The 24,427-nt window shown below is 60.8% G+C and carries 24 protein-coding genes; 14 read left to right on the top strand and 10 right to left on the bottom strand.

Translation table 11 applies throughout. The features are described from left to right. Positions 1–287: 287 nt before the first annotated feature. Positions 288–2,552: a heavy metal translocating P-type ATPase gene (locus ABD827_RS15040; protein ID WP_344965497.1), complete on the bottom strand. Its 2,265-nt coding sequence runs from the start codon at positions 2,550–2,552 to the stop codon at positions 288–290. Positions 2,553–2,586: 34 nt separating this feature from the next. After that, entirely contained in the window at positions 2,587–3,510 is a 924-nt protein-coding gene (locus ABD827_RS15035; RefSeq protein ID WP_344965496.1) for a LysR family transcriptional regulator ArgP, read from the bottom strand. A 112-nt stretch (positions 3,511–3,622) separates the two neighbouring features. Here ABD827_RS15035 and ABD827_RS15030 point away from each other — a divergent pair, with 112 nt between their 5' ends. After that, positions 3,623–4,240 carry a LysE/ArgO family amino acid transporter gene (locus ABD827_RS15030; RefSeq protein ID WP_344965495.1) on the top strand — a complete coding sequence of 206 codons (618 nt, stop codon included), beginning with the start codon at positions 3,623–3,625 and terminating at the stop codon, positions 4,238–4,240. A gap of 115 nt (positions 4,241–4,355) precedes the next feature. On the opposite strand, the gene ABD827_RS15025 is transcribed toward ABD827_RS15030, so the two are convergent. The 3 genes from ABD827_RS15025 to ABD827_RS15015 all read right to left on the bottom strand — a co-directional run bounded on the left by ABD827_RS15025 (position 4,356) and on the right by ABD827_RS15015 (position 7,775). Beyond that, a complete protein-coding gene (locus ABD827_RS15025) occupies positions 4,356–5,624 on the bottom strand; it encodes an O-acetylhomoserine aminocarboxypropyltransferase/cysteine synthase family protein (RefSeq protein ID WP_344965494.1) in 1,269 nt (422 codons plus the stop codon). 68 nt (positions 5,625–5,692) lie between these two features. Then, positions 5,693–7,060: an ATP-binding protein gene (locus tag ABD827_RS15020; protein ID WP_344965493.1), complete on the bottom strand. Its 1,368-nt coding sequence runs from the start codon at positions 7,058–7,060 to the stop codon at positions 5,693–5,695. Next, entirely contained in the window at positions 7,050–7,775 is a 726-nt protein-coding gene (locus ABD827_RS15015) for a response regulator (protein ID WP_344965492.1), read from the bottom strand. Before ABD827_RS15015 ends, ABD827_RS15020 begins: the two co-directional genes overlap by 11 nt. A 181-nt stretch (positions 7,776–7,956) precedes the next feature. Here ABD827_RS15015 and ABD827_RS15010 point away from each other — a divergent pair, with 181 nt between their 5' ends. Continuing rightward, complete coding sequence (locus ABD827_RS15010) at positions 7,957–8,427, top strand: hypothetical protein (protein WP_344965491.1); 471 nt, start codon at positions 7,957–7,959, stop codon at positions 8,425–8,427. A 458-nt stretch (positions 8,428–8,885) separates the two neighbouring features. Here the strand turns inward: ABD827_RS15010 and asnC are convergent, their stop codons facing one another. After that, on the bottom strand, positions 8,886–9,356 hold the full coding sequence (gene asnC, locus ABD827_RS15005; protein ID WP_298720870.1) for a transcriptional regulator AsnC: 471 nt from the start codon (positions 9,354–9,356) through the stop codon (positions 8,886–8,888). Between the two features lie 142 nt (positions 9,357–9,498). On the opposite strand from asnC, the gene asnA reads away from it, so the two are divergent. Then, complete coding sequence (gene asnA / locus ABD827_RS15000) at positions 9,499–10,491, top strand: aspartate--ammonia ligase (RefSeq protein WP_344965489.1); 993 nt, start codon at positions 9,499–9,501, stop codon at positions 10,489–10,491. Between the two features lie 69 nt (positions 10,492–10,560). Here the strand turns inward: asnA and ABD827_RS14995 are convergent, their stop codons facing one another. Beyond that, positions 10,561–10,968, bottom strand: coding sequence for a CBS domain-containing protein (locus ABD827_RS14995; protein WP_344965488.1), 408 nt, complete (start codon positions 10,966–10,968; stop codon positions 10,561–10,563). A gap of 237 nt (positions 10,969–11,205) precedes the next feature. Here ABD827_RS14995 and ABD827_RS14990 point away from each other — a divergent pair, with 237 nt between their 5' ends. From ABD827_RS14990 to ABD827_RS14955, 8 genes are all read left to right on the top strand, one after another. Next, positions 11,206–12,645 (top strand): sensor histidine kinase, encoded by a 1,440-nt coding sequence (locus ABD827_RS14990; RefSeq protein ID WP_344965487.1) that lies wholly within the window; start codon positions 11,206–11,208, stop codon positions 12,643–12,645. Then, positions 12,638–13,162 (top strand): hypothetical protein, encoded by a 525-nt coding sequence (locus ABD827_RS14985; RefSeq protein ID WP_344965486.1) that lies wholly within the window; start codon positions 12,638–12,640, stop codon positions 13,160–13,162. Before ABD827_RS14990 ends, ABD827_RS14985 begins: the two co-directional genes overlap by 8 nt. Further along, positions 13,159–14,502: a sigma 54-interacting transcriptional regulator gene (locus ABD827_RS14980; protein WP_344965485.1), complete on the top strand. Its 1,344-nt coding sequence runs from the start codon at positions 13,159–13,161 to the stop codon at positions 14,500–14,502. Before ABD827_RS14985 ends, ABD827_RS14980 begins: the two co-directional genes overlap by 4 nt. Positions 14,503–14,561: 59 nt before the next feature. Then, positions 14,562–15,587 carry a protein-methionine-sulfoxide reductase catalytic subunit MsrP gene (gene msrP / locus ABD827_RS14975; RefSeq protein ID WP_344965484.1) on the top strand — a complete coding sequence of 342 codons (1,026 nt, stop codon included), beginning with the start codon at positions 14,562–14,564 and terminating at the stop codon, positions 15,585–15,587. Further along, on the top strand, positions 15,587–16,231 hold the full coding sequence (msrQ, locus tag ABD827_RS14970) for a protein-methionine-sulfoxide reductase heme-binding subunit MsrQ (RefSeq protein WP_344965483.1): 645 nt from the start codon (positions 15,587–15,589) through the stop codon (positions 16,229–16,231). The genes msrP and msrQ overlap by 1 nt, the downstream gene beginning before the upstream one ends. 81 nt (positions 16,232–16,312) lie before the next feature. Beyond that, positions 16,313–16,774: a hypothetical protein gene (locus ABD827_RS14965; protein WP_344965481.1), complete on the top strand. Its 462-nt coding sequence runs from the start codon at positions 16,313–16,315 to the stop codon at positions 16,772–16,774. Between the two features lie 83 nt (positions 16,775–16,857). Continuing rightward, on the top strand, positions 16,858–18,768 hold the full coding sequence (locus ABD827_RS14960) for a DNA topoisomerase III (protein ID WP_344965479.1): 1,911 nt from the start codon (positions 16,858–16,860) through the stop codon (positions 18,766–18,768). A gap of 89 nt (positions 18,769–18,857) precedes the next feature. Further along, on the top strand, positions 18,858–19,931 hold the full coding sequence (locus tag ABD827_RS14955) for a trypsin-like peptidase domain-containing protein (protein ID WP_344965478.1): 1,074 nt from the start codon (positions 18,858–18,860) through the stop codon (positions 19,929–19,931). 374 nt (positions 19,932–20,305) lie between these two features. Here the strand turns inward: ABD827_RS14955 and ABD827_RS14950 are convergent, their stop codons facing one another. From ABD827_RS14950 to ABD827_RS14940, 3 genes are read right to left on the bottom strand one after another with little or no spacing between them, the layout of a single operon-like run. Next, complete coding sequence (locus tag ABD827_RS14950) at positions 20,306–21,172, bottom strand: carbon-nitrogen hydrolase family protein (RefSeq protein ID WP_344965477.1); 867 nt, start codon at positions 21,170–21,172, stop codon at positions 20,306–20,308. Beyond that, positions 21,169–21,777, bottom strand: coding sequence for a GNAT family N-acetyltransferase (locus tag ABD827_RS14945; RefSeq protein WP_344965475.1), 609 nt, complete (start codon positions 21,775–21,777; stop codon positions 21,169–21,171). The genes ABD827_RS14950 and ABD827_RS14945 overlap by 4 nt, the downstream gene beginning before the upstream one ends. Beyond that, positions 21,777–22,187, bottom strand: coding sequence for a ketosteroid isomerase-related protein (locus tag ABD827_RS14940; protein WP_344965474.1), 411 nt, complete (start codon positions 22,185–22,187; stop codon positions 21,777–21,779). The genes ABD827_RS14945 and ABD827_RS14940 overlap by 1 nt, the downstream gene beginning before the upstream one ends. Between ABD827_RS14940 and ABD827_RS14935 the strand changes: the two genes are divergently transcribed. The 3 genes from ABD827_RS14935 to birA are packed head-to-tail and all read left to right on the top strand — an operon-like array spanning position 22,186 to position 24,395. After that, entirely contained in the window at positions 22,186–22,341 is a 156-nt protein-coding gene (locus ABD827_RS14935; protein WP_344965473.1) for a hypothetical protein, read from the top strand. The two genes, ABD827_RS14940 and ABD827_RS14935, sit on opposite strands and share 2 nt — an antisense overlap. Before the next feature lie 54 nt (positions 22,342–22,395). Continuing rightward, entirely contained in the window at positions 22,396–23,430 is a 1,035-nt protein-coding gene (gene murB, locus ABD827_RS14930) for a UDP-N-acetylmuramate dehydrogenase (protein ID WP_344965472.1), read from the top strand. Next, positions 23,418–24,395, top strand: a complete 978-nt coding sequence (birA, locus tag ABD827_RS14925) for a bifunctional biotin--[acetyl-CoA-carboxylase] ligase/biotin operon repressor BirA (protein ID WP_344965471.1) — start codon at positions 23,418–23,420, stop codon at positions 24,393–24,395. Before murB ends, birA begins: the two co-directional genes overlap by 13 nt. The last annotated feature ends 32 nt before the right edge of the window (positions 24,396–24,427 follow it).

Below are 24,427 nucleotides of genomic sequence, written 5' to 3'. Positions count from 1 at the left end.
ATTCCATAATCTGGCCCACCATATTTCTGTATATAAATACAGTGTAGACACAGTTAACTCATACATAGCCAAACAGATTAAATAACTGATCTATTTGCTTGCTCTGCAAAGGTCGGACAAAGGGCCAGCTCCGCCGACACGCCGTGAACCCATCCATGGGGGCTCCACCGCGCCATCCCTGGCGCGGAGGGTCGGCGGAGCAGATCCCTTTATCCTCCCTGATGCCAGGGAGTTGCCTCTGATCTCGGGGTTAAAATGATCAGATGTTTATTCAAACTGGTATCACCTCACCTTTCACTACCTGTAAATCTCAGCAACCGAAGGGCGTTGAGGGTCACCAGCGCGGTGGCGCCGGTGTCGGCCAGTACCGCCAGCCACAGGCCGGTGATGCCGAGGATACTGGTGACCAGAAACACCGCCTTCAGTCCCAGCGCCAGGGCGATGTTCTGGCGAATGATGCGATGGGTGGCGCGCGACAGGCTCACCGCCTCGGCCAAGCCGGTAAGCCGGCTGTGGGTGAGGGCGGCATCGGCGCTGTCCAGCGCCACGTCGGTACCCTGACCCATGGCAATGCCGACGCTGGCCTGCTTGAGTGCCGGCGCGTCGTTGATGCCGTCACCCACCATGGCCAACTGGCGGGAGCGACCGAGATTTACCAGTTGCTCCAGTTTGTGTTGCGGTGTGAGTTCGGCCAGGTAATCGATACCCAGCTCGGCGGCGATGGGGGCGGCAGCGGCCCGGTGATCACCGGTCAGCATCAGGCAGCGGATGTTCAGCGCTCGCAGGGCGGCGATGCCGGTCTTGGCATCCTCGCGCAGCGGATCACTCAGGGCGAACAGGGCGGCAATTTGTTTGCCGACTACCAATACCACCAGGGTATGAGCCTCGGTCCGCAGCCGGTCGATATGTGTTTGCTGATCGGCGGTGAGTATTCCGGTCGACAGGTGCGCCGGGGTGCAGATCAGCAATGGCTGCCCCTGCCACTCGCTTTCGATGCCGGCGCCGGGCAGGGTGCGGCGATAAGGCAGAGTTTCAGGCGCTATGCCTTCTGCCTCGGCGGCGGCCACCAGCGCCTTGGCCAGCGGATGATGCGAGCCGGCCTCCAGCCCGGCAGCCAGTGTCAGTATCTGCTTCCGTTCGAAGGGCGAATAGATGATTAGCTGTTGCAGCTGCGGTTCCCCCTTGGTCAGGGTGCCGGTCTTGTCGAAGGCCATGGTGTCTATTTTGCCCAGCTGTTCGAGGGCGGCGCCGCCCTTGATCAGAATGCCTATTCGGCTGGCGCTGGCCAGGGCTGAGGTCACCGCCGCCGGGGTGCTGATCACCAGAGCGCAGGGGCAACCGATCAGTAACAGCACCAACCCCCGGTAAATCCAGGTTTCCCAGTCGGCGGCCATCAGCAGCGGCGGCGCCAGCGCGACCAGGGCTGCCGCCAGTATCATCAGCGGGGTGTACCAGCGGCTGAAGCGTTCGATAAAACGGGCGATGGGCGCCCGGTTGGACTCGGCCTGTTCCATCAGGTGCAGGATGCGGTCTATGGTGTTGTTGCCCGGGGCCGAGGTGACTTTTACGCGGGCCGCTACGTCGACCAGCAGGCTGCCGGCGGCCAGTCGCTCGCCTTTGCTCCGGTCAACTGGTACCGATTCGCCGGTGACGGCGCTTTCATCAAATGCCGCCAGCTCGCTCAGCAGTACGCCGTCCACCGGCAGTCGGCCACCGGGGTGTACCTCTATTTCATCGTCCGGCCGCAGGCGGGCTACGGCCACTTCCTCCAGGCCGTTGGCACTAACCCGTAGTGCCTGATCGGGAACCAGCGCCATCAGCGCCTTTACGCCCCGGCGGGCTTTATTGGCGGCCAGGCTTTCCAGCTTTTCTCCCACCAGGAACAGCAGCAGCACCATGGCGGCTTCGGCGGTTTCGCCGAGCAGCAGGGCACCTAAGGCGGCGACCGTCATCAGGGTTTCGATGGAAAAGGGCGAGCCGCTGCGCGCCAGTTGCAGCGCCTTGCGACCGATGGGCCACAGACCCCAGAGGGTGGCCAGGGTAAACAGCGGCTGGGCCGCGCCGGGGACAAACAGGCTGGCGGCAGCGGCGGCCAGCATCAGGGCCAGCAGGGTCAGTATCGATGCGTACTGCTGCCACCAGGGAGCCGGGGTCTGCTCGGTGTCTTGCCCGGCCGAATGTTCGTCAAGGGGCGTAAAACCGGCGGCACGGATGCTCTGCTCTACGGTATGGGTGGTGGTTTTGGGGGTCAGTATTACCTGCAATCGCTCGGTGGCAAAGCGCACCTCGGCACTCAGCACGCCGGGCAGACGGCGCACCGCGGTTTCGATCTTGCCCGCGCAACCGGGGCAGTCCATGCCGCCGATGCGCCAGTAATGAGTCTGGCCTGGGTCGTCATCACCGTCGGGGCTGTTATCGTTGGTCGTCAACCGGGTGACGCCTGCCGTAGCGGGCTGTTCGGCGCCGGGCTCGGCACGGGGTGCACACCGGTGATCATGCTGGTGTGCTTTATGTTCGCTTGTTGAACGGTTGTGATGGCAGCGCTGTCCCATGAGGCACTCCTTGTCTGAACGGATTGTTCGGAGTTTAAACCCTGGATGTATCTCCAGAGTCAAGGGGCGGTAGCGCTTGCCGGGCGTAGTCGATCAGGCGATGAGACAAGTCTTTGTGAATGCCTCGTTCCAGTAACCAGCGATGCCAGTACAGCGACTCGGTCAGCCTTCCCTGCGGATACAGCTCGATCAGTCGGCCGCTCATCAGGTCTTCTTCGATCATCAGCCGGGGGATAAGGCAATAGGCCGCCCCGGAGCGAGCGATGGCGACGAAGGCTTCGGCAGAGCGTACTGCATGGCAGGGATAGTCCCCGGGTGGCAGTCCGAAATGTTGTTCTATATAGCGGGCGTGCATGTCGTCGCGCTGGTCGAACGCGACCGCCGGTGCCTGCTGCAGGGCGGTCAGGTTCAGACCTTCGGTAAAGTAACGCTGCCGAAATGCCGGAGTGGCCACCAGTAGGTAGTCCATTTTGCCGAGGGCGTCGCAGCGACAGCCAGGCGGCGGCTCGCCATGCAGGCTGATGGCCCCGAAGGCCTCACCGCGCTTCAGTCGCTCCAGGCTTCGGGATTCATCCTCGATCAGCAGATTGAGCTCTATCGGGTGGCTGTGCAGCAGAGGCGTGAGCGCCGGGATCAGCCAGGTGGCCAGGCTGTCGGCGTTGGTGACGATGGTGACGGTGAGCGGTTTTTGCGGCGCGTCCGGCAACAGATCGGCCATGACGGCACTTTCCAGCTGGCTGACCTGACGATAATGGGCCAGCAGCCGTCGGCCCGCCTCGGTGGGCTGGGGTGGCTGGCCGCGCACCAGCAACGGCTGGGCCAGTCGCAATTCCAGCTGCTTGATGCGTTGCGACACCGCCGACTGGGTCAGGTGCAGCAGCCGGGCGGCCCGCTCGAAGCTTTGCTCGCCGACCACCTTGTCCAGGGCGGCCAGCAGCTTGTAGTCCAGTTCGCTCATACAGGCTCCTGCCATTAATTATTCTTATGATGATGAAATTTTATTAGTTTTACTTAACTCTAACCACTCTTTAGTCTGGTCGCCATTCGAGTCAACAAGGCGAGCATACGGAATGATGTACTGGTTACCCTGGGTGCAGGGATTTACGTTGGGGGCGGGGCTGATTATTCCCATCGGGGCGCAGAACGCCTTCGTGCTCAATCAGGGCATACGGCGGCAATATCATCTGCTGGTGGCGGCCATCTGCAGCCTGTTCGATGTGCTGTTGATCAGCCTGGGCGTGTTCGGTGGTGGCGCGGCGCTGCAGTCCCATGGCGTGCTGTACTGGGGCATCAGCCTGGCGGGCATGGCGTTCTTGCTGCTGTACGGTGCGCACTGCTGGCGCCGGGTGTTCCAGCAGGGGCAGGCGGTGGCATTGAACGGGCGTGAACGGGGGCTGAAGGCGGTGATCATCGGGGTGCTGGCGGTGACCCTGCTCAACCCGCAGGTGTATATCGAGACCGTGATGATACTGGGCTCGGTGGGCGGTGGCTTCGCCGAGCAGGACAAGTGGGCCTTCGCTCTCGGTTGTTTCAGTGCGTCATTGATCTGGTTCTTTACCCTGGCGCTGGCGGCGGCGCGCATGAGCCACTGGCTCAACAAGCCGCTGGTGCAGAAGGGAATGGATGCCATCATCGGTACTTTGATGTGGCTGCTGGCGGCCAAGCTGGCGCTGGGATTGGTGGGCTAAGCGGCGAGGTCCTGAACGTCGGCGCATCAGATTAAAAACTGGCCCCGCCGAACCTGGTTCGACGGGGCCAGTGTTATTTACAGCGGCTTATTGGAAACCGGTTTTTCTTTCCGGATCAGGCCTTCAGCGCCTGCTCCAGATCGGCAAGGATGTCGTCGCTGTGCTCTATGCCGATGGACAAACGAATCATCTCCGGCTTCACGCCCGCCTGAGCCTGCTCGGCTTCGCTCATCTGGCGGTGGGTGGTGGAGGCCGGGTGACAGGCCAGTGACTTGGCGTCACCGATGTTGACCAGCCGCTTGATGAGCGTGAGCGCATCGTAGAAACGCACGCCGGCTTCATAGCCGTCCTTGAGCCCGAACGACAGAATGGCCGAGGGTTTGCCTTTCATGAAACGCTGGGCGCGTTCGAAATCCGGGTGATCCGGCAGACCGGCGTAGTTGACCCAGGCCACCAGCGGGTGATCTTTCAGGAAGTTGGCCACCTTGAAGGTGTTGTCGACGTGGCGCTCCATGCGCAGCGGCAGGGTTTCCAGCCCCTGCAGCAGCAGGAAGGCGTTGAGCGGCGCCAGGGCGCTGCCGGTGTTGCGCAACGGCACGGTGCGGGCGCGGGCGATAAAGGCGGCGGGGCCGAAGGCCTCGTTATACACCACACCGTGGTAGGCCGGCTCCGGGTTGTTGAACTGGGGGAAACGGTCTTTGTGCTCGGCCCAGGGAAAGCTGCCGCTGTCGACGATGATGCCGCCGAGCGAGTTACCGTGACCGCCGATGTATTTGGTGAGCGAGTGCACTACGATGTCGGCACCGAAGTCGATGGGCTTGCACAGCAGCGGCGTGGCGACCGTGTTGTCGACCACCAGCGGCACGCCATGGGCATGAGCCACGTCGGCCAGCCCCTGAATATCGGCCACGTTGCCCGCCGGGTTACCGATGCTTTCGCAGAATACCGCCTTGGTGTTGGCGTCGATCAGTCTGCCGATGGCGTCCGGGCTGGCGTCTTCGGCAAAACGGACCTCAATACCCAGGCTCGGCAGCATGTGGGCGAACAGGGTGTAGGTGCCGCCGTACAGCTGCGGCGTGGTGATGATGTTGTCGCCATTCTGGGCCAGGGTCAGAATGGCGTAATGAATGGCGGCGCTGCCGGCCGATACCACCAGACCGGCAATGCCCCCTTCCAGCGCGGCTACCCGCTGTTCCAGCACGTCGTTGGTCGGGTTCATGATGCGGGTGTAGATATTGCCCGGCACTTCCAGGTTGAACAGATCGGCGCCGTGCTGGGCGCTGTCAAACTCGTAGGCCACGGTCTGATAGATAGGCACGGCCACGGACTTGGTGGTGGGGTCCGTGGTATAGCCGTGATGGACCGCCAGGGTTTCGTCTTTCATCGAAAACTTTCCTTGTAATGAGGGAGGCCGTCCAATGTAGAAACTTTCATCCTGGCTGTAAAGCGGCGTCAGTGCGGTAACCGCACCTGCACCAGCAAGCCGCCCTGGGAATGGTTGTCCAGGGTCAGCTCGCCACCGTGCTGATGAATGAGGGTGCGGGCAATGGCCAGCCCCAGACCTATGCTGCCGTCGGTCAGATCGCGGGCCGAATCGAGCCGGGTAAAGGGTTTGAATACTTCTTCCAGCTGATCCGGCGGTATGCCGGGGCCAAAGTCACGGATCAGTATTCGTATCTGGCCCGGTTCGTCGAGCAGCCTGACTTTCACCTTGTCACCGTATTTGACGCCGTTTTCCAGCAGGTTCTGCAGGGCGCGGCGCAAGGCGGTGGGTCGACCCCGGTAGAGAATGGCGTCTCTTTCTTCCAGGCTGACATCGTGGCCGTTGTCCTGTAAATCGTCGCACAGGCTCTGCACCAGGCTGGACAGATCCAGACTTCGTACCGGCTCGGCCATGCCGTCTTCCCGGGCAAATTGCAGGGTGGCGCTCAGCATCTGCTCCATGCGTTTCAGCCCCTGCTGTATTTTCTGTTTGTCTTCGCCGTCGGGCAGAAATTCGCAACGCAATTGCAGGGTGGTGATGGGGGTGCGCAGATCGTGCGAAATGGCGGCCAGCATGCGGGTGCGATCGGACACGAAACGATCGAGCCGGTCCTGCATGCGGTTGAAGGCAGACAGGGTTTCACGAATTTCACTGGGGCCGCTTTCTTTGAGCGGCTCGGCGCTGTCACCGCGACCCAGCCGCTCGGCCTGACGGGCCAGCTCTTTCAACGGCCGGGTGGTCCGTTGCAGCAGCCAGATCATCAACCCGGCCAGCAGGGCGGCGAGCAGAATAAAGGACAGGGTAGCCTTGATGGACCAGCCGGGTACTTCCCTGTCGGTCAAGGAGGTAAAGCTCAGCCAGCGGCCGTCAGCGAGTTCGATGGCCCCGCGCAGACGAATATCGGCGCGCCGTGGCGGATGACGATGCCGATGATGATCCGGCGGTGACCAGTCGGTCAGACCATGGCGGGATTCGGCGCTGATATAAATGTTGAGCCGAGCGGGGTAGCTGAGCTTGCTTCGCACGATGCGCTCGAAGTTGCTGCTGCGCTCGTCGGGCAGGAGGGCCTCGTCATTCAGCTGCAGGCGCAGGGTTTCGCTGCGGCTGGCGCGCAGAATTTCGGCGTGCAGGGCGGGGGGCGACTGATTGAGCAGGCTGGTCACGGCAATCAGCCGTTGCAGGGTAAAGCGGCTGTTGACCAGGCCCAGGGTTGCCTCGCGCTCCAGGCGGTAGATTTGCACCCCGGCCAGCTGGATCAGCAGCAGGGCGAACAGCGCAACCAGAATGATCTGGCCGGTCAGGCTGCCCAGCCAGTAGCGGCAGCGTTCAATCTTCATGATGTACCTCGGTGGCCAGCATGTAGCCGCCGCCCCAGATGGTTTTGATCAGAGTGGGGTGACGGGAGTCCGGCTCCAGCTTGCGGCGCAACCGGCTGACCAGGGTATCGATGGCGCGATCGAAAGCCTGGGCCTCCCGTCCACGGGCCAGATCCAGCAGTTGATCCCGGCTCAAGACCCGATTGGGGTGCCGGGTGAACACCCGCAGCAGATCGAATTCGGCGGTACTCAGGCTGATGGTGACGCCCTGGCGGTCGATGAGCTCGCGGCGGGCCGTGTCCAGGGTCCAGTGCGCGAAACGCAGTTGTTTCGGTGAATCCGTGATGGTGGGCTGCTCGGCCTGAGACTGACGACGCAACACCGCCTTGATGCGGGCCAGCAATTCGCGCGGATTGAAGGGTTTGGGCAGGTAGTCGTCGGCGCCCATTTCCAGCCCCACGATGCGGTCGGTTTCCTCGCCCATGGCGGTGAGCATGATGATGGGCACCTGATTGCCCTGGCCGCGTAACTCGCGGCACAGGGTCAGACCGTCGTCGCCGGGCAGCATCAAATCCAGAATGATCAGATCGGGCTGCTGGCGGCTCAGGTACTGGCGCATTTCCTGGCCGTCCCGCACGCCCTGTACTCGGTAGCCGTGTTGCTCCAGAAAACGTTTCAACAGATCACGGATTTCTCCGTGATCGTCGACGACCAGTAAGTGTTTGCCTTTGTTCATGCGTCGCCCTCTCGTGGTTACCGCACCAGTATAAGCGCCTTGATTGGGGAAATAATGTCAAAGTATGGCAGCGGGCAAGAGCGTCACACTTTGTGACAAAAAAGACGGCCGACGACACAGTTTGCTGACAAGGCGCTGCTTTAATTAATAGCGAAACCACCACTCAGATTGAGGTCATATTATGAAAATCAAACACAGTGTTTTGCTGCTTGCCGCTACCCTGCTGACGGCTCCCGTCCTGGTCAATGCCGCCTACCACGGTGCTGAAGGCGCCGGACGTTCCGCCATGATGGAAGACTGTGACCGGGGTGACCACAGAGGCATGCATGGCCATGATCATCATGGCAAGCGAGGGCATGGCATGATGGGCGGCAAGATGATGAATGCCGAGCGGTTTGAGCAACACCTGAGCAAGCGGCTGGAACAGCTGGATACTCCCGAGCTGAAGGCCCAGTTTTTTGCCACCCAGCGTGCCCGTTTGGCCGCCAGCGAGCAGCAACAGTTGATGCACAAGCTGATGGCCGAGCACAAGGCGGCCGGTATCGAGGATGCGGATCTGAAAGCCGCGACGCTGGAGAAAATTGCCGCCGACAGCAAGCTGAAGCAGCTGCGACTCAAGCAGATGCAAGAGGCTCTGAACAAGATGAAGTGAGCATCACTGAGCATAGGGTTAACAGGGTTGGGGGGTCCCCCAACCTACGATGCTTGTTTACCCGCGGCCAAAAGTGAGGGGACTCATACCAATCCCGCTAAACAAATGATCTATTTCATTTTTGTATAAAAGTCGAACAAAGGGCCCGCTCCGCCGACTCGCCGTGAATCCCTCCCTGGAGGCTCAGCCGCGCCATCCGTGGCGCGGATGGTCGGCTGAGCAGATCCCTTTGCTCTCCTTGATGCACCGGCGTTGCCTGTTAGCGCCGTCTACAGACAACTCGATGCTCGAGAAGAGGCAACAGAGATCGACTCCCACGACCGTGAAATGCCATGGACGGCATTTCCCGAGCCCTCAGGGATGAGTTTATGGCGTGTCGTGGGAGGCGACTGTGTTGCCTCTGATCCCGGGGTTAAAATGATCAGATGTTTATTCAAATTGGTATCACTCCTCACTCCTCAGGGAGTCACATCCCTGTCTATCGGCTGCTGCAGCGAAATCAGGGTTTCGGTGGACTGAATTTCGTCGATGGGCTGCAAGCGGTGGATCAATACCTGCTGCAGCTCGTCGATGGAGCGGGTCATCACCTTGATGAAGATGTTGTAGTGCCCTGTGGTGTAATAGGCCTCGACTACTTCTTCCAGCTGTTCCAGCCTGGCCAGCGCCTGGGGGTAGTCCCGGGCGCTTTTCAGTATGATGCCGATAAAACAGCAGACATCGTAGCCCAGCTTCTTGGGGTTCACCTGTACCCGGGTGCCTTCGATGATCCCCGCCTGCTTCATTTTCTCTACCCGCACATGAATGGTGCCGGGGCTGACCGAGAATCGTTTGGCCAGTTCGGCATAGGGCACCCGGGCATTTTCCATCAGCGCCATCAGAATGGATTTATCCAGATTATCGATTCGATAATGAAGATCGCTTTTTTCCATCATATTTTGGATATCCTGCAAAAATAAGGCGGTATTTTGATGAATTTAAATTAAGTTTCGAGTTTTTACCATTCAATGTTGAATTTAAAATGATATTCCCTGAGTATTCATCAAAACCAATCAGCAACCTCAGGTGAATGAGATGAAGCAGTCCTATATTGAACGCCAACGCCAGATCCGTTTTGTGAAGGAGTATTTCTCCGGTCAGTTGGCACAGCAGCTCAATCTGCTGGAAGTACAGGCGCCCATTCTCAGCCGTCTGGGTGACGGCATGCAGGACAACCTGTCCGGTTCCGAAAAAGCGGTACAGGTGAAGGTCAAGGCCATTCCTGCCGCTTCCTTCGAAGTGGTGCATTCCCTGGCCAAGTGGAAGCGCCATACTCTGGGTCGGTTCGGCTTCGAAGCGGGTGAAGGACTCTACACCCACATGAAGGCGCTGCGTCCGGATGAAGATCGTCTGAGCCCCATTCACTCCGTTTATGTGGATCAGTGGGACTGGGAGCAGGTGATGTCGGCGCAGGACCGGGATGTGGATTTTCTGATCGGTACCGTTAACCGCATCTATGGCGCTATCAAGCGTACCGAGCAGGCGGCTGCCGCCGAATTCGGTCTGACGCCCTTCCTGCCCGAGCAGATTCAGGTATTGCATGCGGAAGAGCTGCTGACCCGTTATCCGGATCTGGATGCCAAGGGCCGTGAACGTGCCATCGCCAAAGAGCTGGGTGCGGTATTCCTGGTCGGCATCGGTGGCAAACTCAGCCACGGCGACATTCACGATGTGCGCGCCCCGGACTACGACGACTGGTCGAGTGCAGGTAAAGACGGTCTGGCCGGCCTGAACGGCGATATTCTGGTGTGGAACCCGGTACTGGAAGACGCCTTCGAGATTTCCTCCATGGGGATTCGGGTCGATCAGGAAGCATTGCGCCGCCAACTGGCGCTGACCGGTCATGAAGACCGCGCCGGCCAGGAATGGCACCAGGCCCTGCTGGCCGGTGAACTGCCCCAGACCATCGGTGGCGGTATCGGTCAGTCGCGTCTTGCCATGCTGCTGCTGCAACTGTCGCACATCGGTCAGGTGCAGTGTGGTGTGTGGCCCGCCGAGCTGAGCGAGTCGGTTGACGGCCTGCTGTAATCGGCGGTCGGGTTACACGGCAAAAAGGGAACCTTCGGGTTCCCTTTTTCGTATTCGATCATTCGGTATTCAGTAACTGATGGAGCAGTTCTGCAACTGCTTGTTGAGAAACATCATGACCTGGTGGCGGGTAACGATACCGGTGACCTTGCCATCTTCAACCACCGGATAGAGCTTGGGCTTGGCGCCGCCCATGATGCGGGCCAGCTCGAATACGTCGGCATCGGGGGTAACGGTCAAGGGATCTTTACGCATCAGATCATTGACCGTGACCCTGTTGTCACAGTGATAGCTGGCGTTGATCAGCTTGGGAATGCAGTCCTGCTCGGAAAGAAACCCGACAATCTGCCGTTGCGAGTCGACCACCGGCAGGCCGCTCAGCTCGGACTCCAGCAACCGGTCCAAGGCTTCCGTGATCGACATCTCGGCTCTCAGTAACGGCAGGCTGTGCCGCATTATTTCGCTTACTGTTGCCATCGCCATTCTCCTTTTATTGCGCATAAGCTGAGTGTGGCATTGTTACGCCCGGTAAGCCAATAGGTGCAGCCTGAACCATTGATAGGCGGGGCTCTGCCAACACCATGGCCAGGTATTGGTGCGAGCAATACGCCTTGGGGAGCTTTGTTGTTTCTGTAGTCTGCGTTTGCGGGCATTTTTGTTATCCTGCGTTGCTTAAGGCCAACAGACCCTAATAACCGAGTGAGTGTATGGATAATGTCTAACGGGGTCAGGGGATTCGCCCCCCGCTCTTTACTACAACTGGTACTGATTGCCTTTTCGCTGGTGTTGCTGCCGCTGATCCTGCTGGTTATTCAGAATGGCCGCAGCCTGGACCGGGTGAATCTGCTGGCGCAGGACGGGATTGAAAGCGCGGTTATCGATACCCGGCGCGCCTCGGACATGAACGACCTGACCCTGGAAATGGAGCGCGCCATTCGTCGCTATGCGGTATTGGGCAACCCGGAATTGCGTCACTCCTATCTGCGTCTGCTGGAACGCTATCGGCTGGAGCTGGATCAACTGCTGCTGGGCATCGATGGCGGCCCCCTGGGTGCCTCGTTACAACATCAACTGATCGATTTGGTGGATCTGGCCCAGGCCAGTGGCGAACAAATTCGTGAGCGGGTCGAGCTGTTCAGTGCCTTCAACCGCGACACCCTGGCGCTGGACCAGCTGACCCGGGCGCAGATTGACGGGCGTATCGAGCAGCTGCGCGAGCATGTGACGCAGGTGCGCCGGCAGCTGTGGATGCTGAGTGCGGCCCTGGGCGGAGCCAGTTTGTTGTTGGTGCTGTTGTTTACCTATCTCATTATTCGCCCGGTGCGACAACTGGAGCGGCGTATTCTCAATCTGGGGGCCGGGGTCGAGCCGGAAGAAAGGCCGGTTCGGGGGCCGGCGGAGCTGGTAGCGCTGGGCGACAAGCTGCAGTGGTTGCATCATCGCCTGCGCGAACTGGAAGCCCAGAAGCTGCAGTTTCTGCGCCATCTGTCCCATGAACTGAAAACGCCGCTGGCCAGTCTCAGAGAGGGCGCCGACCTGTTGCTGGAGCGAGTAACAGGGCCGCTGACCGACGAGCAGGATGAAATCTGCGAGCTGTTGGTTCACAACAGCTTTCGCCTGCAGGGGCTGATCGAGCAGTTGCTCGATTACAACCGTATTCAGCAGGTGCAGGTCTATCAGGAGTCGGTGATGGTGCAGCCACTGCTGGAGCAAAGCCTGGAAGCCCATCGGTTGACCATAGAGAACAAGCGCTTGCAGGTTAGCCTGGCGCTGGATGAAGCCAGCCCGCTGGCAGACCGGCATCGGCTCAAGCTGGTACTGGATAATCTGATTTCCAATGCGGTCAATTACGCCGATGTGGCGGGGGTGCTGCGGATCGAATCCCGGTTCGACGCCGAAGACTATGTGCTGACGGTCGCCAACACCGGGCAGCCAATACCGGAGCGGGACAGAGAGCGCATTTTCGAACCGTTCGTGCAGGGCAGCCAGGTGCGAAAAGGGGTGCTCAAGGGCTCCGGCATCGGGTTGAGTATTGCGCGGGAGGCCGCCGTCAGCATGGGCGGGCGGCTGATATTGAATACCACCATGGCAGAGCTGGTTTGTTTTGAACTGAGTCTGCCCACAAGCCAAGAGCAAGGAACAAGAGATGACTAGAATCTGGTGTTGCGGTGTGCTGGCATTGATGTTGTCCGGCTGTTCACTGCCTTTTTCGCTGCCTTATCAACAGCAAATCGATGCCACCTGGAGTACGGGATCCGACACTCGGGAGCTGCATGACTGGCTGCAACTGTCGGCCGAGATGATGGACAGCAGTGAAAAAGCGCGTCAACAAGAAGTGCAGCAGCTGCAGAAAATGCCTGCCGACAGCGATTCCGCCAACAAGGAATCCGCTAACAGGGAATTGAAGCTGGCCCTGTGGCTGAGTCACCCCCGGGCCAGTATCGGTCAGCGACAGCAGGCGCAGCAGCTGCTCAAGCAGCATCTGCCGGCGGTGAACACCCGGCTGCAGCAATTTTTTGGCGCCTATCAGCGCTATAATCAGGAGTTGTTGACCCTTAATCGGCAACTGGCGGAACGCCAGCAACAGATCAACAGCCTGACCCGAAAACTGAAAGAGCTGGCCAGCATCGATCAGCAGATCAACGAACGTAAATTTCGAGAAGCGCCATGAAGCGTAAAGCCAGAATACTGCTGGTAGACGATGATGTCAGCCTGTTGAAACTGTTGGGACTGCGGCTGAAGAGTGAAGGCTTTGAAGTCAGCACGGCGGCCAGCGGCGCCGAGGCGCTGGAATGGCTGGAGCAGGAGCGCCCCGATCTGGTGCTGAGCGATCTGCGCATGGATGGCATGGATGGTCTGGCGCTGTTCGACCGCATTCAGCGTCAGCATGTGGGGCTGCCGGTGGTGATCATGACGGCGCACGGCTCCATTACCGATGCGGTGACCGCCACCCGTTCCGGGGTATTCGGTTTTCTGACCAAACCCATCGACAAGGAGGCGTTGCGCAGGACCATCAACGAAGCGCTGTCGGTATCGTTGCCGGCGATGGAAGACGACTGGCAGCAAAGCATCATGACCCGCAGTCCGACCATGGTGGCCTTGCTGGAGCAGGCCCGGCGCATGGCCCCGCTGGATATCAGCGTCATGCTGACCGGGCCTTCCGGCTCGGGCAAGGCCTTGATGGCCGAGGTGTTGCACTATGCCAGCCCACGGCGGGATTACCCTTTTATTGCCCTGAACTGCGGCGCCATGACCGAGCAATTGCTGGAGTCCGAACTGTTCGGCCATGTCAAAGGCGCCTTCGATGGCGCCGTATCCGATCATCCGGGCGTTTTTCTTGCCGCTCGGGGCGGAACCCTGTTGCTGGAAGAGGTGGGAGAACTGTCGTCGACGCTGCAGATAAAACTGTTGCGGGCACTGGAGCAGCAGCAGGTACGGCCACTGGGGGCCACCAGCAGTATCAAGACCGATGTGCGGGTGCTGTCTTCCACCAACCGGGACCTGGTTAGTGCCATGGAGCAGGGCGCCTTTCGGGAAGACTTGTTTTACCGACTCAATGTGGTGAACCTGAACCTGCCGGCGTTGCAGCAACGACCCGAAGATATTCCGCTGCTGGCGCGTCACGCGCTGGACCAGCTCAGGCAGCGCCAGTCCACCCAGGTGACCGGTTTTGCGCCCGAGGCACTGTCGATGCTGGCGGCGGCAAGCTGGCCGGGTAATGTGCGGCAATTGCTGAATGTGGTAGAGCAGGCGGTGGCGCTGGCGTCGGCCCCGGTCATAGGCCCGCAGCTGCTTGAGGGCATACTGGCGGGCAGCAGCGAACCCTTTCCGACCTTCAACGAGGCCAGGGCCGAGTTTGAACGCTTGTATCTGCACAAGATACTGCGCATGACCGAAGGCAATGTCAGCCAGGCGGCCGCGTTGGCCGGACGCAACCGGACCGACTTCTACAAGCTGCTCAGCCGACACGGTATCGAGGCCGGCACTTACAAAGAAAAAAACAGGGAATGAAAGATTTATACACTTTACTCGCTCTTTGTACCCAATAAGCCAGTCACCACGGATTTCACATGCGGATACACCTCAAGAAAAAATCACAACTGAGCGAAAACCAGGTTACCCCGGAATCGGTTTATCGCCAGCGCCGACAGATATTGCAGGGGCTCGGACTGGGACTTGGCGCCGCGGCATTGAGCGGCCCGGCCAGTGCCGGCTTGTTCGGTTCCCTGCTGGGGGATGAAAAAGCCACCCCCAGCAAGGGGGCCGCCATCACCACTCCGCTGACCTTCAATCGTCCCGACGCCTATCAAATAGCGGTGCCGCCCACGGCCGAGCGGGTGGCCACCAGCTATAACAACTTCTATGAGTTTGGCGCCGACAAGTCGGATCCGGCGCGTAATGCTCAAGGCTTCAAAACCAAGCCCTGGACGCTGACCATTTCCGGTGAAGTGGATAATCCCCAGACCATTGACGTCTGGTCGTGGATGGAAAAGCAGCAGCTGGAAGAGCGTATTTATCGTCATCGCTGCGTTGAAGCCTGGTCGATGGTGATTCCCTGGCTGGGGGTGCCGTTGGCAGACATCATCAAGGCGGCGGGGCCGACGTCCAAAGCCAAGTATGTGGCCTTTGAAACCCTGTATGATCCCGAACAGATGCCCGGTCAGGCCTCTCGTTTTCTCGGTGGCGGCATCGATTATCCCTATGTGGAAGGGTTGCGTCTGGACGAGGCCATGAACCCGCTGGCGATGCTGGCGGTGGGCATGTACGGCAAGACGCTGCCGCCCCAGAACGGGGCGCCGATAAGGCTGGTCGTGCCCTGGAAGTACGGCTTCAAGGGCATCAAGTCCATCGTGCGCATTCACCTGACCGACAAGCAGCCGCCCACCACCTGGAACCGGCTGGCGTCTTACGAATATGGTTTTTATGCCAACGTGAATCCCGAGGTGGATCATCCCCGCTGGAGTCAGGCCAGCGAACGGGTGATCGCCGAAGGCGGCCTGTTCGGCAGCGAGCGCCAGCCGACGCTGATGTTCAACGGTTATGAAGAAGAAGTCGCAAACCTCTATCGGGGGATGGATTTGAGGAAGTTCTACTGATGAAACTGACCCCCAAAGGGTTGTTGTGGCTGAAGGTCGGTTTGCATGCAGCGGCGGTGTTGCCGCTGCTGTGGCTGCCCTGGGCCTTCGAGGTCGGGCGCTTCAGCGCCGATCCCGTCCCCGAGTTGCTGCAGTTTCTCGGCGACTGGTCGCTGCGGCTGTTGCTGCTGACGCTTTGCATCTCGCCCCTGGCCAAGAAACTGAAAAATGGCGGCTTGATCAAGGTGCGCCGGCTGTTGGGACTCTGGTGCTTTACCTATGCCAGCCTGCATCTGCTGGTGTGGCTGCTGCTCGACCTGCAGCTGGCCTGGGGACAGATTGGCGAGGAAATCGTCAAGCGCGGCTTTATTACCTTAGGCATGGTGTCCTGGGTGGTATTGCTGTTGCTGGCGCTGACCTCTACCCGAGGCTGGCAGCGTCGGCTTGGCCCTCGCTGGCAGCGGCTGCATAACTGGGTGTATCTGCCGGCGCTGCTGATACCGATTCACTTCTGGTGGGGCGTCAAGTCCGGCTGGATGGAGCCGGCCTTCTATCTGGCGCTCAGCCTGGGTTTGCTGTGGTGGCGGCGCGACAAGCTGAAGCGCTGGTGGCGAACCCGGCTGAAAGCGAGGAGCGAGAAAAAAGCGGTGAAAAGCAAGGCATGAGGGGACCGGTGACCGCGCCCCTCACATCTTTGCCGGCTATCGGTTAAACTGGCGGCTTTTGGGCAAGCAGCGGAGTAGTGAATGGATAACCGGTTATGGGCATTGTGTTTTCTCGACGAGGGCGTGGCGTTGTCGGTGATCAGCCGCAAAGAGACCCGCTGCCAGTGGCTGAGCGACGAGGATCAGGCCCGCGAGTATTTGCTCAGTGATTATCTGGCCCATGTGGCCGAACTGGGCGAGTTGGACGAGCAGCAAACCACGGTGGCGCGGGAGCGGTTCGAGCTGCTGATGGAGCAATATCCGGAGCCGGAAACCCTGGTGGAATACCTCAACGATCTCACCAGTGGCCTGACTCGCATTCTCTGGTTTGGCCCGCTGTCTGCCCTGGCCGAAGACTACGGCGATTTTCCGCTGGCGCTGCGCGCCTATTACTGGGAAGAGTATGGCGAAGGTGACGAAGATCCGGTAACGCCGGTGGTGGAAGACGACTGGATTTACCTGGTGGAAGCCATGGACGACTTTCTGCTGCAGGACGATTATTGAAGTCGATCCCGCCCTGCTGCTAACCTGTATCCATATACAGTAGCCTACAGGCAGCCATTATTTGCAGTAAAAAGCGCCCCCCTATGATCCTCTATATTGCCGAAAAACCCAGCCTCGGCCGCGCCCTGGCCGAGGTGTTGCCCAAACCCCATCAGAAGGGCGATGGCTTTATTCGCCTGGGCAATGGCGACGTGGTCAGCTGGTGCATCGGCCACCTGCTGGAGCAGGCCCAGCCCGACGCCTATGATCCTGCCTTCAAGCAATGGCGGCTGGAACACCTGCCGATTATTCCCCGCGAGTGGAAGCTCGAAGCCAAGCCCAAGACCCGCAGCCAGCTGACGGTGTTGAAGAAGCTGCTGAAGCAGGCCGACGACATCGTTCATGTGGGCGACCCGGACCGGGAGGGCCAGTTGTTGGTGGACGAGGTCATCAGTTTCTGCGGGGTGTCTGCCGCCCGGCGGGAACGGGTGCAACGTTGCCTGATCAGCGACCTCAACCCGGCGGCGGTCAAAAAGGCGCTGGCGGCGCTGCGGCCCAACCGGGACTTTGTGCCGCTGTCGGTGTCGGCGCTGGCGCGCTCCCGGGCCGACTGGCTCTATGGCATCAACATGAGTCGACTGTGCACCATTCAGGGCCAGAAAATGGGCTATCAGGGGGTGCTGTCGGTCGGACGGGTACAGACCCCGCTGCTGGGGCTGGTGGTGCGCCGGGATCGGGAAATCGCTTCATTTACCGCCAAACCCTACTTCGAGGTGTTGGCGCTGTTGCAGACCGAGGCCGGCGAACGCTTCAAGGCCAAATGGCAGCCCAGCGACGCCTGTCGGCCCTGGCAGGATGAAGAGGGGCGGGTGCTTTCCCGCGCCCTGGCGGAAAACGTCATCAAACGCATTCAGGGCCAACCGGGGCGAGTGGCCGGGGCCGAACGCAAGCAGCGCCGGCAGGCGCCGCCGCTGCCTTACAACCTGTCGACGCTGCAGATTGACGCGGCCCGTCGCTTCGGCCTCAGCGCCAAGCAGGTGCTGGATGTGTGCCAGACCCTGTATGAGCGGCACAAGCTGATCACCTACCCCCGCTCCGACTGTCGCTACCTGCCGGAAGATCATTATCATCAGGCCGGGTCGGTTACCGGGGCCCTGGCCCAAACCTGTCCCGAACTGGCGTCGGCGGTGGACGAAGCGAATTTGAGCCTGCGCAGCAAGGCCTGGAACGACAAGAAAGTCGAGGCGCACCACGCCATTATTCCCACCGCCCGGGCGATGGACGGCGGCAAGCTGTCCGGCGCCGAGCAAAACGTCTATCAGCTGATTGCCCGCCAGTATCTGGCCCAGTTCTATCCGCATTGGGAATATGCCGACAAGCAGCTGGAAGTCGACATCGCCGGCGGCCGCTTTGTCGCCCGCGCCCGCCAGCAAATAAAGCCGGGCTGGAAAGCCCTGTTTGCCCGGCCGGACAAGAAAGAAGAGGAAGATCCCGAATTACAGCCCGTGCTGCCTGCGCTGGCGGTGGGGGATGCGTTGTTGTGCCTCGAAGGCGAGCTGCTCGACAAACTGACCCAGCCGCCCAAGCATTTCAGTGACGCCACCCTGCTGGCGGCGATGACCAATATCGCCCGTTATGTCACCGATGCCGAGCTGAGAAAAATACTGCGCGACACCGATGGTCTGGGCACAGAGGCAACCCGGGCCGGCATTATCGAGTTGCTGTTCAAGCGCGGCTTTCTCACACGCGAGGGCAAGCAGATTCGAGCCACCGAAGCGGGAATCAAGCTGATCGCCAGCCTGCCCGAGTCGGCCACTACCCCGGACATGACCGCCCGCTGGGAGGCGGTGCTCGATGCCATCAGTCGCAAGCAGGCCGCTTATCAGGGCTTTATGGCCGAGCTGGAAGCCTCGCTGCCGGTGTTGATCAGCCAGGTGGACCCGGCGGCGTTCAGCGGCCTGCAGGGCGGCGGCAAGCCAAAGCAGTTTCGCAAGCGCAAGCCGCGCAAGGCGTAGGTCTGGAAAGCTCGGCGCTGCCGGCCTGCTATGCTTAGGCTTTCAACTCGCCGGCGCCGTGGTTGTTGCGCCACAGACGGAAGCCCATCATGGACAAGACACCCCTGTTGTTCGCCCTCGGCGCTCTGTTGCTCGCCGGCTGCGGCCTGAATGGCGATGCCGGGTATCAGGCCGGTTACGCGGCCCGGCTCGCCGGAGACGACGACAAGGCCTTTGCGTATTACCTGAATGCGGCCCGCAGCGATGCTTATCCCGAGGCGCGGCTTGAAGTCGCCGACATGTATCTGCAGGGCAGGGGAACCCGGCAGGACACCGGCCAGGCAATCAGCTGGTTCAGGCAACTGGCGAATGCCGATGATCCGCAGTGGAGCCGCCAGGCGCATCGACAACTGGGCCTCATTTACCGGGGCGATTATGGCGCCGAGTATCGGAATCGGCGCAAGGCGGCAGAGCATTTTCGTCGTTGTGCCGATCAGGGCGATGCCGACTGTGGCCGCTTGCTGGCGCTGCTGACCCCGCCTTCTCTGCGAGTGGTGGCCGCCGGTAGCCAGAGCGTGGCTTCCGGTCTGCCAGGGGTAAACATCTATGCCCGTCATGCTGCCAGCGTGTACAAGATAGTGGTGTACGAGCAACTGGGCGCCGACTTCGAGCCACTCAGCGTCGGCTCGGCCATTGCCATCGACTCGTACCGCGCCATCACCAGTTATCATCTGCTGCAGGCCGGCGGCGTGCCGGTCAGCATAGACAGCAGCCCTGACGGTGGCGCGGTTCAGGAAGCGGATGTACAGGTATGGCAGGTCACCCGGGTGGATCCCCGGCGGGATCTGGCCCTGCTGACCCTGGCCGAGCCGGTGCGGCCGTTGAACTTCACCGATACCATGGCGTCGTTCGATCGGGTGCGGGTGGGCGAAAAGGTGTTCGCCATCGGCGCCCCGGCCGGACTGGATAAAACCCTGACCGAGGGCATCGTCTCCGCCCGGAGAACCGAAAACGGGGTGCGCTTGATTCAGACCACGGCCCCCGTCACCTATGGCTCCTCGGGCGGCGCCCTGTTTAATACCGAAGGCAACCTGATTGGCATGACCGTGAAGGGTGTGCAGGCCGGGGGCAATTTCAACTTCGCCCTGGCCATGGACGAGGTACAGGCCTTTCTGGCGGAGTAGGTGATTAATACTACTTCCTCGGAGCCTTGTAGTTTATTGCTATAACGCCGCAGTATCAGAGGTGACAGGGCCGCCTCCCACGACACGCAACGTGTACATCCATGTAAGCTCGGAAATGCCGTCCCTGGCATTTCACGGTCGTGGGAGACAATTCCTGTTACCTCTGTTCGATGCCCTGGTTCGCTGATGGCGGAACATACAGACGATGCCTGACCTTCAAGGAGGGCAAAGGGATCTGCTCCGCCGGCCCTCCGCGCCAGGGAGGGCGCGGTGGAGCCCCCATGGATGGGTTTACGGCGAGCCGGCGGAGTGGGCTCTTTGGCCGGTATGCAAATGGAAATAAAGAGCTGAATTTTTAATGTGGCAGGTATGACTCAAAACCGCATCTGACCGTCCCAGTCTCTGTGGTTGAATACCTGCCCCTGGGTTCGGACCTTGGCCAGGGCGGCCAGATCCAGCTCGGCCACTACCCACTGGGGCCGATCCGGCTCACCCATGACCAGCACACCGTCTTCCGGATAGCCGTAGTCCACCGGGGTATAGATGGCGGCCCGGCCGGTGTTGATGTCCACCGCCTCCGACCAGGGCGCCGTGCCTATGGTGGGGGACTGGGCGACGAAGCACTGATTTTCCAGCGCCCGGGCCTGACAGCCGATGCGCACCCGGTTGAAGCCGGCTTCGGTGTCGGTACAGCTGGGTACCAGTATCAGGTTGGCGCCGGCCTCGACCTGACGGCGAGCCAGCAGCGGGAATTCGCTGTCGTAACAGATGGCTACGCCGATTTTGCCGAACACGGTATCCAGTACCTTGAGCTCGCAGCCGGACTGGATCTGCCACTGCTCGTTTTCGAAGCGGGTCATCTGCAGCTTGTCCTGCCAGTCGATACGACCATCGGGATAAAACAGAAAGGCGCGGTTGCAATAACTGCCGTCGGCCTGACGCACCGGAAAGGTGCCGGCCAGAATATGCAGCCCATGTTGCTGTGCCAGTTCTCCGAACAGAGCCTTGAAGTCCGTCAGTAGGCGTTGCATGGCGTCGAGCTGGCCATGGAGCGAACGGTAGACACTTTCTTCGAACAGGGACGCCAGCTCCATGCTGAAATATTCCGGAAACAGCAGGAAGTTGGCGTTTCGATCGACCGCATCCTGCACCAGGCGCCGGATCTTGTGCTCATAGGCGGCCCAGTCCGGCAGAAAATCGATTTGATACTGGGCGCAGGCCAGTCGCAGAGCGGGCGTCATAGAGGTGCCTCCAGTGGCTTGAGGTAAAACTGCATCGGCTTGTCGGTATCGCCCGGCTGGTCGATATCCTTCCAGCCGAAGTGAGCCAGCAGACCCGGCGCGGCCTGGTAACCGAAATGGTGCCAGACCGGATCCAGCGACCGATAGCCATCGGGCCGCAGCGGGTGCTCGGCGGGCCGGACCACGGCGCAGAAGGCCGCCAGCCCGAAGCCGCCCAGTTGCCGGGCATGGGCCTCGCGGCCATTGAAGAAGGCCTTGTAGAGCCCTTGTCCGCGATATTCGGGCAACAGCACCGACTCGGCGCAGTAGAAGATGCGGTCGGTGTTCAGGCCTTGCTCGACGAAGGGGCGGCGAAAGGCCTCGGTTTCATGACCCAGGGGCAGGCCGGTGGAGGCGCCCACCAGCCGATCACCGTCGAGGGCCAGCACGCAGACGCTGCTGGCGGTGTCCAGATAGGTGCTCAGGTAGTCGGCCTCGTAACCCGGGTCTCCGTCATAGAGATAGGGAAAGTCGCGAAATACCCGGATACGCAGTTCGGCCAGCCGGTTCAGCCAGGGTGCCAGCCCGGGGCCGGTGACCGTCAGTAGTCGGACCGCGCTACTCATCAGGCGCCGACCTGGGCTATCCAGTCGTTGAGGTTGTAGTAGTTGCTGATGCGCGCCACCTTGTTGTCGCGCAGCTCGAAGAAGGCGCCGGCCGGCAGTCGGTAGCGTTGGCCGCGGGCTTCGGGCAGGCCGTCGTCGGTCACCAGATATTCGCCCAGCACCACAAATTCGGCGGCGGCACGGCTGCCATCGGCACTGCTCATGATCTGAATATCGACCAGCTGTTCCCGGTAGTTGCGGTTCATGCGATCCATGAAGGCGGCGAATGCCTCGCGGCCGGTTTCGCGCTCGCCCTGATTGATGTCGTGCTGCACATCGTCGGTCAGCAGGCCGAGAAAGGTATCCATGTCACCGGCGTTAAAGGCCCGGTAATAGTCGGCGATCAATTGTTCGGCATTGGCTCTGTGCATGATGATGATCCTGGTTCTGACTGATGAGCAGGTTAATCTCGGCGAAAGCGCCGTACCGGTCAAGACCGGTGGGCGTGAGCGGCCGGCAAATGACTTTTACCACCCGGAAAAAGTGACGACAGATATGTGCCGGTGCCGTTGCGGCGCGGCTTAACCCGCTTCGGTACTTGGGGTACACTGACGCGGCATTTATTCAGGAACCGCGACCATGCAGCCCATCCAGGCATCCCTTGCCCCCTATAACACCTTCGCCCTTGCCCAAACCGCCGATCGTTTGACGGTGCTGGAGCAAAGGGAACAATTGCTCGCCTTGTGGCAAACCCGCCGGGATGAACCCCTGCTGATCGTGGGAGAAGGGTCCAACCTGCTGTTTACCGCGCCCTTTCATGGTCTGGTACTGGTGAACCGACTCAAGGGCATCAATGCCACCGACACCGACGATGCCTGGCTGTTGAAGGTGGAAGGTGGCGAAAATTGGCATCAATTGGTGTGCCGGACGCTGGAGCAGCGAATGCCGGGGCTGGAAAATCTGGCGTTGATCCCGGGTACCGTCGGCGCCTCGCCCATTCAGAATATCGGCGCCTACGGGGTGGAGCTGGCGCAATTCTGCGAGCAGGTGGAAAGCTTTGACTGGTCCACGGGTGAGATCCATCACTGGTCGGCGGCCGAGTGCGCCTTCGGTTACCGGGACAGCGTGTTCAAGCATGAGGCGCGTCATCACCTGATCCTGAGTGTGACCCTGCGGCTGCCCAAGCGCTGGCAGCCGGTGCTGGGCTACGGCCCGTTGGCGGAGCTGGGCGAGGCGGCCACGGCGCAGCAGATTTTCGACCGGGTCTGTGCCACTCGCCAGGCCAAGCTGCCGGATCCGGCGGTGCTGGGCAATGCCGGCAGCTTCTTCAAGAACCCCAAGGTGGTCACGGCCCAGGCCGAGGCACTCAAGCTGGCCTGGCCGGCGCTGCCGGTGTTTGCGGCAGAAGCCGGGCGGAGCAAGCTGGCGGCCGGCTGGCTTATCGACAAGGCGGGCCTCAAGGGAACCCGGATCGGTGGTGCCGGAGTGCATACCGAACAGGCGCTGGTGCTGGTTAACCACGGCGGCGCCACCGCCGAAGATGTATTGCGGCTGGCGGCACTGGTGCGGGAACGGGTAGAGCAGCTGTTTGGTGTGCGGCTCGAACCCGAGGTGCGGATGATCGGGCCCAACGGCGAAACCCACCTGGACGAGGCGCTGGCATGTCTGAACTGACTCCCCTGCGCGAACAATTGCTGCGCTGCCTGGCCGATGGCCAGTTTCATTCCGGCGAGCAGTTGGGCGAGCAACTGTCCGTCAGCCGGGCGGCGGTTGGCAAGCATGTGCAGGCGCTCAAGGCGCTGGGGCTGGAGGTCTACAGCGTCAGCGGCAAGGGTTACCGCCTGGCGGTGCCACTGCAACTGCTGGATCAGGCACGGCTGAGCGAGGCGCTGGCGCCGAACCGGGCCGAACTGGTGCCAGTGATCGGCTCGACCAATCAGCATTGGTTTGATTTGCTGTCCCGGCTGGAGAAGGGCGATATCTGTGTGGCCGAATGCCAGACTGCCGGGCGAGGGCGACGCGGAAGGCCGTGGATCTCTCCCTTCGGCGGTCAGTTGATCATGAGTATGTACTGGCGGCTGGAACAGGGCATGGCGGCGGCCATGGGTCTGAGTCTGGTGGTGGGCATTGCCGTGGTCGAGGCGCTGGAAGCACAAGGCTTCCCCGGTGTAGAGCTGAAATGGCCCAATGACCTCTACCTGAACGGCCGCAAACTGGCGGGCATTCTGGTAGAAATGTCCGGCACCGCCGGTGGACCCTGCCAGTTGGTGATCGGCATGGGGCTGAACCTGCTGCTACCCCAATCCGAGCAGGAGCGTATCACTCAACCGTGGGCCGAGTTGGCCGAGCTTGGCAATATCGAGGATCGCAATAGCCTGGTGATTGCCGTGGCGCACCAGGTGCAGCGCAGCCTGGTGTTGTTCGAACGGGAGGGCATTGCCGCCTTTCGCGAACAGTGGAACCGGCTGGACTACTTCAACGGCAAGGCGGTACGGGTACTGATGGGCGAGCAGCAAATACATGGCATCGCCCGGGGCATAGATGCGCAGGGTGCCCTGCTGCTGGAGCTGGAAAGCGGTGAAATCAAGCGCTTTTTGGGTGGTGAAATCTCGCTGCGCGGCAACCCCGGGGATTTGTGACTCGGGATTGGGGACTGGTTCGGTCTCCAATC

The organism is Oceanisphaera sediminis (assembly GCF_039539745.1).
In the GTDB taxonomy this organism is placed as follows: Bacteria; Pseudomonadota; Gammaproteobacteria; order Enterobacterales; family Aeromonadaceae; genus Oceanimonas; species Oceanimonas sediminis.
The sequence above is the reverse complement of the archived record's forward strand: the minus strand, read 5'-3'. Positions and strand labels throughout refer to the sequence as shown.